The sequence below is a fragment of the Streptomyces sp. NPDC006265 genome, from assembly GCF_040613555.1.
GTDB lineage: Bacteria > Actinomycetota > Actinomycetes > Streptomycetales > Streptomycetaceae > Streptomyces.
The window spans coordinates 1-11,834 of sequence record NZ_JBEXSH010000189.1 but is presented as its reverse complement, the minus strand read 5'-3'; the positions used below and the strand labels follow the sequence as shown (position 1 = coordinate 11,834).

Here is an 11,834-nt window from a genome sequence, read left to right as displayed (position 1 = left end):
AGTTTCATTGGGGGGGGTGGGGGGGGGGGGGGGCGCGCGCGCGCCCCCCCCCCCGCCCCCTTTGCTCTGTCACGGCCGGGCGTCGCCCCAGGCGCGCAGACGGCGCTGGCTGTCGCAGTCGGGCCAGCCGCTGTCGTGCGGGAAGCGGCCTCCGGTGGCGCGCAGGTCGGTGAGGACCTGCAGTAAGTCCCGCTCGCCGTCCAGGACGGTGTCGACGTATCCGTTTCCGCAGGTGCAGGGCGCGATGAGGGTGAGGACGTCCTGCTCCTGGTCGCCGTCGACGGTGTGGTGCAGCCACAGGCCGCCGTCCAGGTAGGCGACGGCGCACGGCTCCAGGACGGCCCCCGCGTGGGCGGGCCGGCCGGACCAGTCGTCGTCGTCCAGGGCCTTGCCGAGAGTGTCGGGGTAGGCGTTCCAGACGTGGTCCAGGGCGGCCGTCTCCGCGTTGTCGCGCTGTTCGTCCTCGCCCTGCACGCCGATCTCCAGGGCGATGTCGAAGAGGAGGGCGAGCGGCGAGTCCGCGCCGACGGCGACGGTGGGCGGGGTGAGGGTCTCGGTCATGTGCAGCTCCTTCAGGGGAGAGCGGGCCGGGCTGTCCGGTCCTCCGCGCTGTCCCGGCCAAGCCGTGTCGCAGGCCGGGCCGGGACAGCACGGGGAGCCGTCAGAAAGGCGGTTCGTCGGGGAACGGCGGGCGCGGCAGCAGCCGGAGGCGCCACGACGGGCGGTCCCAGCACCAGCACAGCTCCCCGCCCGGATACGGGCCTGGCGACCACCAGCCGCCCTCGCCCCGGCAGTCGGGACAGCCCTTCCGGGGCTTCGGGGACACCTGGACGGCGTGCCGGGAGACGGTCAGCTCCCAGGAGCCGGCCTCGAGCGCGACGGCGGCCGCCGCAGCTGCGACCGGGGCGGCGGCCAGCAGCAGGGCGGTTCGGGTGCGCACCGTGTCAGGCCCGGTCGAAGGGCTGGACGGTGAAGCGGGTGCCCTGGCCGGAGCTGGTGGGTGTCGCGGTGATGAAGCCGGGGTCGGCTTGCGCGAGACCGGCCAGCAGCGCCTTGATCCAGTCGGTGGGGCGCTGGAGGTCGACCCGCAGGGCGTTGAAGTCGCAGATGTGCACCGGGTGCGGGGCCGTGCCGTAGCGGTGGGGCCACAGCTGGGTGCGGATCAGTTCGGCGGCCGCGGTGTCGTCGGGCCGGGCGGGCACGCCGCGCGGCATCGACCGGCATCCGGCCGCGTGCGCGTTGGCGGCCTTGGCGGCGTCCGTCTCGGACATCGGATTGTGCGCGACGTTCGTCGCGGCGCGGTAGGTGCAGCCCAGGCACGCGACGGCGTACTTGGCGGTGCCCCGGTCGGCGTCGGCGGTGTAGACGAGGACGGTCGCGCCCTCCAGTGCCCGGTAGCGCTGGGAGACGAGCGTGCCCTCCGGCGTCCAGGTCTCGGGTGCGAAGGCGGGGGCGGGGCGGGTGAACAGAGCCACGGTGACTCTCCTTCGAGGGGTTCGTTGATCAGGCGGCGAGCCGGTGGATGACCGGGGCCGTGGACGTGACGTAGGTGTCGGGGCTGGGCTCGTAGCCCCGGGCGCAGGGGTCGCAGCGGCCCAGGGTGCGCAGCGGGAGGCAGAACCAGTACCGGCGGCTGCATTCCGGGCAGGTGGATCTGGCGGCCATCGCCCGGTCCAGGGCCCATTCCTGAGCGAGCGTCGGAATGCGCTTGGGCTTCGCCAGGTCGACGCGGAGCAGGAAGCCGCGGGTGGGGTGAATGCACGACCACTGCGGCCGGTAGGAGCACCACTTGCAGCGCAGAATCGCGACCGGGCCGTCGTTGCCTCCTGGACTGAGGCCCATGTCCCTCAACTGGCGTCTGGTGACCAAGCCCTGAGGTACAGCGCCACGGTCAAACTCCGGCAGGAGTGCGTCGCTGCGCGGCACCCGCTTCACCTCGCGGGGAGGCCGCTTCTTCCGGGGGCGCGTCATTACCTGTTCCAGGCGCCGGGCAGCCGGTCGGGGCGGTGCGGGTAGCGGGGGCCGGGACGCTGCGGGCGGGGCCGGCCGATCCGGCGGCGCGGGCGGGGGATGAGCACGAGTGATCTCCTCCAGTCGTCGGGCGGACAGCGCTGCGCCCCGCCGACGTCGTGCTGGTGTCGGCGGGGCGCAGCGGGTGGTGCGTTCGGCCGGGCGGCCTGTCCGGTCCTCGCCGGCCCCGAAGGCGGGGGGCGAGGGCCAGGCAGAGCGTCAGGTCAGCGGAAGGTACGGACTGGAACGGCGCGCCTCCCGTGTGGGAAGCGCGCCGTTGTGGGACAGCGGTCAGGCGGCCTCTTCGCCGGTTGCCTCCGGCCGGGGGCCCAGGGCCACCTTCGAGGTCTTGCCTTCCTTGATCCGGTGGATCTTTCCTGCCTTTTCCAGCTTGTTCAGCACGTTCGCGAAGGTCGACTCCGCGACCCCGCAGGCGGTCTGCAGTTTGCCCCGCTCCACGTAGTCGATGTCCTCGGGGTCGATGTCGTCGCCCTCGTCGACCATGTCCACGTACATGGGGTCGGACTCGTCACGGAGGGCGGCCAGGACCTTCTCCTCCGAGGTGAGCTCCTTGGCCTTCGGGAGGTCGACACCGGCGAACGACATCCCGGCCTCGCCGGTCCCGCCTTCGCCGTCCTTCTCCTCGAAGCCGGGGATAGGAGTCATGGCCAGCTCCTCCATGCGCGCCTGGTCGCCCCACCAGGGCACGTCGACCGGGGCCATGATGTTCTCCGGCCGGATGTGCTCGGTGGCGTCCTCGAGGGTGTCGATGCGCATCATGCCCGCGCGCCCGCCCGGTGCCGCGACGTAGCCCAGGCCGAAGGTTCTGCGCGGGTCCGACTCCGCCATGGTCGGGTCGTAGACCAGCGCGTCGTCCTCCTCCACCCATACCGGCGGGATCAGCGAGGGGTCCAGCCCGTCGAAGCCGGGGGGAAGGTCGCCCAGGTTCACCTGGTCGCTGTCGGTGCGCAGGATGATCCAGGTCCCGCCGGCGATGAGGTTGGCGCGGATGGCCTGCTCGCCGCCCAGCTGGTCCAGGTTGACGGTCTGGTTGATCAGGACCCAGGGCATGCCCATGCTGCGGGTCAGGGAGGCACCATCCTTGACGATCTTGATGGCTTCTTTGCGGTTCTCTGCTCCCGGGGCCAGCATCTGGGCGGCCTCGTCCAGGATTGTGGCGCAGTACGGCCGCATCGCGGACGGCTCGAAGTTCTTCAGGTCCAGGCGGGCGGCCTCGTCGATCCGGTGCTGGAGGACCCACCAGGACAGCCGCATGGCGCCCAGGGCGCCGTACTTTGTCAGGCCGCTGTAGGCGGCCATCTTCGGGATCGCGGGGTTGCTGGCGCCCTTGGGGTCGCCGTAGATCTGGGCCATCTTGTTGGCGTGGTAGGCCAGGCTGATCATCTGTCCCGTGCCTCCCTTGCCGGAGCCGGTGGTACCGGCGATCACGACGTGGAGGGCGCCCAGCTTCGGGTCGAACAGCTGGAGTTTCGCGGGGAAGCCGGAGACGATCTTCCCGATGTTGACCCAGCCGCCCGGGGTAGCCTTCAGGGAGTCCAGGCCCTGGAATTCGTGCCCGGCCTCCAGCGGGTTGTGGTCCATGATGCGGATGATCGCGCGCCTGGGGTCGCGCCGTCCCGGCTCGTAGGAGACGAGGTCGATGGAGCGGCGCAGCGCTCCGGCCAGCTCCCCGAGGTTGACGACGCGGGGGAGTGCGTCCAGGTCGTCGTCGGCCACGACGCGCGCCACCTGGCCGCCGGTGTTCACGTCCTCGCCGACCTCTTCCAGGTGGGTCTTGGGCAGGACCCGCGCCTGGACGCGCTTCCAGGCGCCCTGGAGGGTGGAGGGGTCCAGCTCCGGGCGCTGGGTGTACCAGACGGTGATGAACGCCTCCCCGGAGTGCGCGCCGTACTTCAGGGTGATGTCGTCGACGGAGCGGCCGAAGAGGCTGCTCACGGCCTCCTTCGACACGTTCACGGCGTCGCCCAGGGCGGCGGTGATCCGTCCCTCCCAGCGGTCCGCGTAGATCACGACGTCGGAGAGGACCTGGTTGCGGTGGCGACCGTTCTTCGGGTCGCTGATCACGCGCCCCCAGGCAGCGATCATCTTGTCGGCCAGGGACACCGGGCCCGGGGCACCGGTGTTGGCGGGGGCGGCCTGCCCGGTCGGCTGCGCCTGCTCCACCTCGATCTTCTGCCTGCCGAAGACGCGGCGCAGGCGCCAGCCGGTGAAGACGACCGCGGCCCACCAGCCCAGCGACAGGATCCCGGGCACGGTGGTCGGCTCGAAGACACCGGCCATCAGCGCTTCGGACGCCTCGGCTCCGCCCAGCTGGCCTAGGGCCAGGCCCATGCCGGTGGTGATCGTGGAGATCCCCATGGTGTCGCGGTGCGCCCGCGCGATGTCGATCCCGGGGAGCTGGTTCGCCCAGCGGCCCAGGCGGTTCATGTAGTTGGCGCCGGCGAACGTCGCACCGGCCAGGAAGCCGGCCCCGACGTAGGCCGCCGCGTTCGGGTCCAGGTAGGGGGCCAGGATGCCCACCCCGACGGGGAGGGCGATCTGGAGCGCCGCGGCGGCGCGCTCCGCAGGCTCCGCGTTCGGCACGGTCTTGGTGATGGTGGACATCGGGGGCTACTCCTGTCTGGGTACGGGTCCGCAAGGGCGCGGCCGGCCCGAAGGGATGCGATCCCCGGGCCGGCCGCGCCGATGGTGGGTGGTGCTGGGTGCTGCTATTCCTGCTCGAACCAGTCGCGCGAGACCTTCTCCAGGTCCGTCACGTCGGAGCGGTCGAAGGCTTCCTGGAACCCGGCGTGGGTGGTGCGGGCCTGGTCGCCTGCCGCCTTCGCGGCCTTCGCGGTGTCGGACGTCTTCGACGCGTAGGTGATCGCGCCGTCCGACACGCCGCGGATGATTTTCGACAGCTCCTGGCACTCCGCCAGGGAGTCGCGGTCCACGCTCTTGGCGCCCAGCGCGTCCGCGTCGGAGGCGGTGTCGTCGGCCAGTTCCTTGATGTTTTCCGCGGCCTTCTTGACGCCCTCCGCGTTGCGGGCCAGGGCCTTTTCCTTGTCCTGGGTCTTCTTGACGAGGACCTTGTACGTCAGTTCCGCCATGATCTTCTGTCCCTCCTGGTGCTACGCGGCGGGCGCGTAGGAGCCCTTGTCGTTGTAGAAGCGGAGTTCGGCCGGCTTCGTCTCGTCGCTGTCGACCACGGCCTTGTACAGCGGCGCGTACCGGGTCCCGATGTTGGTCAGGACGACCTTGCACATCTCCGCCGCCCGCTTCGCGCGCTTGTGGAGTTCGCCGGCCTCGGTCGCCTGGGCCTTCGCCGCGTCGGCGAGCCGCGTCAGCTTCGCGGCCAGCTTCTCGCCGCCTTCGACGGCCTTGGCCTGGTCGGCGAGCTCCTGGCAGTCCTTCGCCTCGTCCTCCGCCGCGGCCTCGAGCGACTTGCACGCGTCGGCCACCTTGATCAGGTGGTTCTCCTTGGCCTCCAGCTTGCGTTCGTACTGCTTGAAGTTGCGCAGCTCCTTGCGGCTGACCGACCCACGGGCACCGTCCGTGCCCAGGGTCAGCGTGTTCGCGTCGATCTCCTTGACCAGGAGGGGCTTCACGTCCGTGCTCACTCCGTCGTCTCCTTCGTCCGGCGGGGCGATGACGATCGTCTGGCCGCTGGGCCCGGTCACCGTCGTCCCCTGCTGCTTCGGGTCGTCCTGCTTCGGGTCCTGCTGCTTCGCCTTGTGGTCGGTGTGCGCCTTGTCCAGCCGCGCGTGCTCCTTGCCGTTCTCCTCCTTCTTGTCCTGGTAGCCGTCCTTCGCGCCCTTCGCGTATGCCTGCACGTGGTCGACCACGTTCCGGACCGCGGAGCCGTCGCCGTGACCGACCTCCCGCGAACGCTGGAGCGGGGTCCGGTTGTCGGTCCCGTTCGAGCTGTGGCCGGCCGCGCCGTTCCCGTTCTTGCCGGACCCGCCGCTCGAACCGGACCCGCCGTTCTTGCCGGACCCGCCGCCGCTTCCGGAGGAGCCGCCCGAGCCCTGGCCGCTGCCGCCGCCCTTGTTCAGGTCGGCCTTCGTGCCCTTGCCCGTGTCGGCCTTGCCCTTCGAGCTTCCGGAATTACCGCCGGACGAGCCGCCCGACGTCGATCCGCCGCCGTTTCCGGAGGCACCGGCCTTTCCGTCCTTGCCGGTCTTTCCGCCGGATCCCGCATTTCCCGAGGAGCCGTCCTTCCCCTTGCCCCCGGAGTCCTTTGCCCCCTTGGGACTGGTGTCCTTCGCTCCCTTGGGGCTGGTGTCCTTCGACGAACCTCCGCCACCGTTTCCGCTGGTGCCGCGCCCGCCTCCGGATCCGCTGTTCCCATTCGAGCCAGACGAGCCGCGCCCACCGCCTCCTGTGGCGCCGCCGCTTCCACCGCGCCCGGTACCTGCGGAGCCGTTCCCGGATGAATTACGGCCCGAATTTCCCCCACCATTTCCGCCGGAATTCCGACCCCCGCCACTGGCCCCTCCGGAGCCGTTTCGGGTGGGAAGTCCAGGTGATTTCATGACCGTGGTGGTCCGGGTCTCTTTCACCTGGTGCGCGCCAGCCCTGGCCTTCGCCAGGTCCAGCCGCTTGTTCGTTGCCCCGCCGCCTTTCGCCCAACGGGTCGCGCCCGCCCGGATCAGCGTTTTGAAAACGCCCTCCTTGTGCTGGGCACCGGCCGCGTCACCGGCCCCGGTCAGGTCCTGCGGGGCCTTGAACGACTCGCTGGTGATGCCCGGGGTGGAGCGGTCCACCACTCCGTCGGGGTCCGCCTTCGCGGCCGGGTCGTCACCGTCCGGCCTGGCCCCGGCGCCGGTCGCGGTGACCGGTCGGGCGGGTTCCACCGCGGCCATCAGGGCGGCCATGATGCCGGTGTCTCCGGCTGGCGCCGGCGCGGTGCTGGCGGCCGGCGCAGCGGGCGGATCGGGGGGTCCTGCGGGGACCGGGGGCACCGTATCGGTCGCCATCTCTTCCTCACTCTCCGTGGTTGCCAGTGGTTCCTTACTCCTTACCTCCCGGCGGAGAGCGGCCGATCAGTCGGATCATGGAAACCCGATTGCGGCGCTCTCCGCTCAGGAGGGAGGGAGTAATTAATCACCGTGCGTGACTACGCGTCGGCCTTCTTGCCCTTGCGCGCGAACACCGCGACGGCCAGGCCGCCGCCCGCAACGAGACCCAGCAGGGCGGGGGAGTTGATCCCGCCGCCCCCTGCGTTTCCGGCATCCAGGGCGCTGCCCGCGGCCTGCATGCCGGACCCGTCGGTGGTCTCGTACTGCTGCTTGCAGTCCGCCACGACCTCGCCCCTCGATGGCGATCCGAACCCCTTGCCGATCAGGCCGGAGGAGTCCTTCACGCACTTGTCGACGGCCGCCTGGATCTTCTCGGCCGAAGCGTTCGCGGCCTTCTTGTCGGTGCTCGCCTGCTCGTTCCGGATCCGCATTTCCTCCAGCTCCAGCTTCTTCATCTGGATCTGGAGGGCGGCGGCCTCCTTCTCGTCCTTCGCGACGGCCGCCGAATGGACCTGGAACCAGATGGTTCCGCCGCCGACGATCGCCACCCCGGCCACCGCGATGGCGATCTTTCCCCGGCGGGTCAGACCGGCCTTCTTATGCACGACCGGGGTCCCGTACGGCCCTTCGTCGGCGTACGGGGAAGCGTCCGGAGCGCTGTTCCCGAAGGTCATTCCGGCCGTCATTCCGGCCTGAATTCCTTCGAATGCCCTCTCTTCGTCCGGTGTCATTTCAGTCTCCGTTCTTACGCGCCATGTCGGAGGCCGCCGAGATTGTGGCCTCCACACCCCGGAAGGTGTTGCTGGAAAGGTCGTTCCACTCCCAGAACCGCATGTTCACGCCCTGGCGGGCCAACTGGGACTGGAGGTAATTCACGGCCTTCCCCCGGTCGATCGTGGTGACGTGCCCGGTGGATTCCAGAAAGGTCTGGGCACCCCTGATGCACATACGTCCGGTGGGGGAGAAATCGAAGGACTGGCACCAGCCGTAGCGGGTGAGGACTTCGATCACCTGGACCAGGTGGAACGAGGGCTTCAAGGGGCGCGGCTCCTGCCAAAGCCCCAGGTCAGCCATCGCGGACCGGATCCCCTTGGGGATCATGCGCTGACTCCAGGTCGGGGGGTCGGGCGCCCAGATCTCCAGGGCCGGCGGGATCACCGTGGGGGGTGCCAGCGCGGGCGCCGGCGGGGTCGTCGTACGGGTGAAGCTCCCAGACTTCGGGGCTGGCCCGGTCGTCGTGGGTGCCATGCTGTGCTCCTTTCTTGCGTGAGCAGACAAGCCGAGGCCCCCCGCTGATCACGCTTCAGCAGGGGGCCTTCGTGCGCATGAACCGCGTCGCTGATCTCCAGCCGCTCGGGGCGACGCCCGAGCTCGGGGCAGAGGAGACGAATGCGGTCGTGGCGCGGGGCGGGTGATACCCGGTTGTGCCTCACCCGCTGTATCCGCGCTCGGGGCACGGTGCGGGCGAGCGGCCTGCCGGCCGTGGCCGTCACCGGTCCGCGCTCACGCTCGGGAGCGTGGGCGCGGGCCGGGGGCGACCATGAGCGGCAGGGGACTGCCGGGGTGAGCGCGTCGGCGCTCACCGGGCGCTCACCTACGCGCCCGGGGTGGCCTCTTCGACCTGAGCGCGCAGGCGCTGCGCGGTCGGACGGGAGACCGGCTCATCGGACAGGCCCGCGTCGGTGAGCGCGTCGCGGATCTCGGTCCACTGCGGGCGGCGCCCGAGCTCGGTGTAGAGCAGACGGATACGAGCGTGGCGGCGCTCGGTGAGCGCGTCACTCTCGCTGCGCGTGAGCGCGCCCTCCGCTCGCTGAGCGTCCGTCTCCTCCGTGTCGCGCTCACCCTCGTGAGCGCCGGAGGTGAGCGCCGGGCGCTCACGCTCGCCGCGAACCTCGCCCGAGGTGAGCGCGCTCATGTCTGGGTGAGCGTGCTCGGTCTCCTCCGCCCGTTCGACGGTGAGCGCCTCCTCGGGGGTGAGCGTGTCGGCGAGCGCGGCAGGCGCCGTGTCGAGCTTGAGCGCCATCCGCTGCTCCAGCGGAGCCTTCCACCGCCACTTCCAGCCGTACGTCTCCTTGAGCTGCGCTCGCAGGTAGGTCTGCTCCTGGAGGCGGGTGAGCGCCTCCTCGTAGGAGGTGATCTCCCACAGGATCATCCGGCGGCGAAGGCGAGCGGTGGGAATCGGGGCGAGGATCCAGCGCGAGCGCCGCACCGTCTCCATCCGCTTCTTGCCGGTGACCGCACCGATCCGCGTCGCGTACACGTGGGAGGCGATCTCCGAGAACACGACCCACAGCAGCGTGAGGGCCGCGTGCCCGAGGCGCCCCGACGCGGAGTCCGAGGCGTTCCAGTTCAGGTACACGGTCACCGCCGTCAGCGCGCGGGGCACCCAGCGGATCCACCGGAGCTCCATGCCCATGCGGATCAGGACCAGGTTGGCGCCGGTGAAGGCCGGGATCGCGACGTCGATGCCGACCGGCAGCAGCCACGGCCACTCCCAGCCCCACCCCGACGCCTTGGTCTCCAGCGCGGTGTAAGAGGACAGCAGACCGAGGGTGGAGACGACCGCGGCCGCCAGGACGATCCCAGCGACCAGGACCAGCTCCTGCCCGGACAGCGGCGGGACACCGCCGGCGGGCCGGGCGTCATTGCGGGCCTTGCGCCGCGCGGCGCGGGACTCGGTCCGGATCTCCCGGCGGCGGGCCCGCTGCACGGTGCGCTCCGTCGCCGCCTGGAGGACCCGCTCCGCCTCGGCTCGGGCGCGTTCGGCGGCGGCCTGGTCGGCCGTGGCCTTGGCCGCCGCCTCCCGGGCCGTCGTCGCGTCCTTCTCCGCCTGCTCGCGCAGGCGGGCGACGTCCTTGTCCGTGGCCGCCCGCAGCTCCTCAGCGGAAGTGCGGGCGTCGTCCAGGGCGCGGTCGGCGTCGACGCGAAGGCCGGCGGCCATCTTCTCCGCCCCGGCCCGCACCTGCGCGGCCTGGTCGTCCGCGCTCTCGCGCAGCCGGTCGGCCTCGCCCCGCGCCCGCTCCAGGAGAGCTTCGGCGTCGGTGGTGGCCCGGGTGCGGGTCTCCGCCGCGGTGCGCTCCGCCGCCCCGAGCAACTCGGTGCGCTTGGTCTCCGCGTCGGCGAGGACCTGCGCGGCCTCCGCCTGCACGATGTCGGCCTTCGAGGCCGCCGTGGTGGTGACCTCCTGCGCCTGGTCGCGAGCGTCAGCGAGCAGCTGCTCGGCAGCCGCGCGGGCGTCGGCCAGGACCTGGTCGGCCTCGCCGGACGCCGTCGCCGTGACGGTGTCGGCCTCGCTGCGAGCGTCGGCGAGCAGCTGCTTGGCCTTCGCGTCGGCGTCGGCCAGGACCTGGTCGGCGTCGGCGGTCGCCCTGGTCGCGGCCTCCGTGCGGACCCGGTCGGCGCTGGCCTGCGCGTTGGCCAGGAGACGGGCCTGCTCGGTGGTGGCCACCTCGGTGATCGAGGCCGCCTCCGAGCGGGCGCCGTCCAGGAGTTCGGCGGCGCGGGTCTCGCCGTCGGCGAGGATGCGCGCGACATCGTCGGCGGCCAGGCCCCGGAGGTCGGCGGCGCGGTCGGCGGCGTCGGCCAGGAGCGGGTCGGCCTCCTCGAACACCAGCGGCACGGTCTCCTCGGAGACGGCCTGGGCGGGGATGGCTGCCGGAGCCGCCGGCGCCTTGGCGCGCCCGGCGCCTCGGGGCTTCGCGGCCGGGGCGGGCTTCCGCCTGCGCCGGGTGGTGGTGTTGGCCACGGGGTGTCCTCTCTTACTCCGGCGCCTCGTGCAAGAGGCCACCGCAGGTCGGCGTCGGTCGGTAGGGTTGTGACCAGGCCCTCCGAGGCCCCGGCAGCTCTAATGCCGAGGACTCGGAGGGCCGTTCTGCTGAGGGGCAGGAGTCAGCGCCAGTCGGGCAGCTTGCTGCTGTCCTGTCCGAGGTGCTGGCGCAGCCAGGCGACGGCGGCCGGGCTCATCGCCCCGGTGTCCGGCTCGCTCAGCGGCGCGACGTCGATGTCGGCCATCGCGTCGGCCGGCGGGAGCAACCGCATGTAGTCGGGGTTGACACCGCCGACGTAGCGGAGGTTGCTCAGCTCGGTCACGTCGTACAGGACCTTGCCGGTGTCGGCGTGTTGCCAGGACCGCTCCACGCGGCCGACGAAGGTGTGGCCGGGCTTGCCGAGCCAGAACCGTTCGACGTCGCGGAACACGACGAAGTCGCCCTTGGTGTAGGTGACCGTCGTGCGGGTGACCTGCGTCTGGGGCTGGGGCACGTGCTCTCCTCACATCGCGTACACCGGCCGGGGCCGGTGGGTCCGGGGGCTGTCCGGCTCCCCGTCACCGCCCGACCCGGCCGCCACGGTGGTGGGCGGTCGGTGCGGGCGGATCAGGCAGCCGCCAGTCAGGCCGCGACCGCGACCGGCCGGTGCGGGGCGATGACCTGGCCGTCGGGGAGCAGCTCGCCGGTGTCCTCGAAGAGCACGACGTCGTTACACAGCAGGCTCCAGCCCTGCTCCGGGTGAGCGGCCACGACGATGGCGGCCTCGCGGTCCGGGCTGTCGGCCGACGGGCACTTCGGGGTGTGCGTGCACAGCGAGTCCGGCAGCCGAGTGGTCCCGGTGGCGGTCGTCGCGGTGTCGAGCTGGGTGCTGCTGCGCATGGGCTCTCCTGCGGGGATACGGACCCGAGACTCTCCCGGGCTGGAGGCGTGCGAAAGGCCGGCGGCCGGCTCAAGGTCACCGGACAGGCGCTGTATGCCGCCGAGCACGAGGTCGAGGGGTCCGTTCACGCCGTCATCGTCGACGCAGCCATCGGCC

The 11,834-nt window shown here is 71.6% G+C and carries 12 protein-coding genes; all 12 read right to left on the bottom strand.

The annotated features are described in order from the left end of the window. Positions 1 to 69 precede the first annotated feature (69 nt). A complete protein-coding gene (locus tag ABZ281_RS17650; protein WP_356656436.1) occupies positions 70 to 561 on the bottom strand; it encodes a hypothetical protein in 492 nt (163 codons plus the stop codon). A 100-nt stretch (positions 562 to 661) separates the two neighbouring features. Further along, entirely contained in the window at positions 662 to 940 is a 279-nt protein-coding gene (locus ABZ281_RS17645; RefSeq protein WP_356656434.1) for a hypothetical protein, read from the bottom strand. A 4-nt stretch (positions 941 to 944) separates the two neighbouring features. Then, positions 945 to 1,475, bottom strand: coding sequence for a hypothetical protein (locus tag ABZ281_RS17640; protein ID WP_356656432.1), 531 nt, complete (start codon positions 1,473 to 1,475; stop codon positions 945 to 947). Between the two features lie 28 nt (positions 1,476 to 1,503). Beyond that, the gene (locus ABZ281_RS17635) at positions 1,504 to 1,971 is read right to left on the bottom strand and encodes an RRQRL motif-containing zinc-binding protein (protein WP_356656430.1); all 468 of its coding nucleotides are present in this window, start codon (positions 1,969 to 1,971) and stop codon (positions 1,504 to 1,506) included. A 330-nt stretch (positions 1,972 to 2,301) separates the two neighbouring features. Next, the gene (locus ABZ281_RS17630) at positions 2,302 to 4,635 is read right to left on the bottom strand and encodes a hypothetical protein (protein ID WP_356656428.1); all 2,334 of its coding nucleotides are present in this window, start codon (positions 4,633 to 4,635) and stop codon (positions 2,302 to 2,304) included. A 104-nt stretch (positions 4,636 to 4,739) separates the two neighbouring features. Next, positions 4,740 to 5,120, bottom strand: coding sequence for a hypothetical protein (locus ABZ281_RS17625; RefSeq protein WP_356656426.1), 381 nt, complete (start codon positions 5,118 to 5,120; stop codon positions 4,740 to 4,742). Between the two features lie 21 nt (positions 5,121 to 5,141). After that, a complete protein-coding gene (locus tag ABZ281_RS17620; protein WP_356656424.1) occupies positions 5,142 to 6,887 on the bottom strand; it encodes a hypothetical protein in 1,746 nt (581 codons plus the stop codon). A 242-nt stretch (positions 6,888 to 7,129) separates the two neighbouring features. Continuing rightward, complete coding sequence (locus tag ABZ281_RS17615) at positions 7,130 to 7,717, bottom strand: hypothetical protein (protein WP_356656422.1); 588 nt, start codon at positions 7,715 to 7,717, stop codon at positions 7,130 to 7,132. 46 nt (positions 7,718 to 7,763) lie between these two features. Next, positions 7,764 to 8,279, bottom strand: a complete 516-nt coding sequence (locus ABZ281_RS17610; RefSeq protein WP_026250252.1) for a hypothetical protein — start codon at positions 8,277 to 8,279, stop codon at positions 7,764 to 7,766. A 346-nt stretch (positions 8,280 to 8,625) separates the two neighbouring features. After that, complete coding sequence (locus ABZ281_RS17605; RefSeq protein ID WP_356656420.1) at positions 8,626 to 10,776, bottom strand: DUF2637 domain-containing protein; 2,151 nt, start codon at positions 10,774 to 10,776, stop codon at positions 8,626 to 8,628. 143 nt (positions 10,777 to 10,919) lie between these two features. After that, positions 10,920 to 11,291, bottom strand: a complete 372-nt coding sequence (locus tag ABZ281_RS17600) for a hypothetical protein (RefSeq protein ID WP_356656418.1) — start codon at positions 11,289 to 11,291, stop codon at positions 10,920 to 10,922. Positions 11,292 to 11,419: 128 nt separating this feature from the next. After that, the gene (locus ABZ281_RS17595) at positions 11,420 to 11,611 is read right to left on the bottom strand and encodes a DUF5999 family protein (RefSeq protein ID WP_356656438.1); all 192 of its coding nucleotides are present in this window, start codon (positions 11,609 to 11,611) and stop codon (positions 11,420 to 11,422) included. Positions 11,612 to 11,834 lie beyond the last annotated feature (223 nt).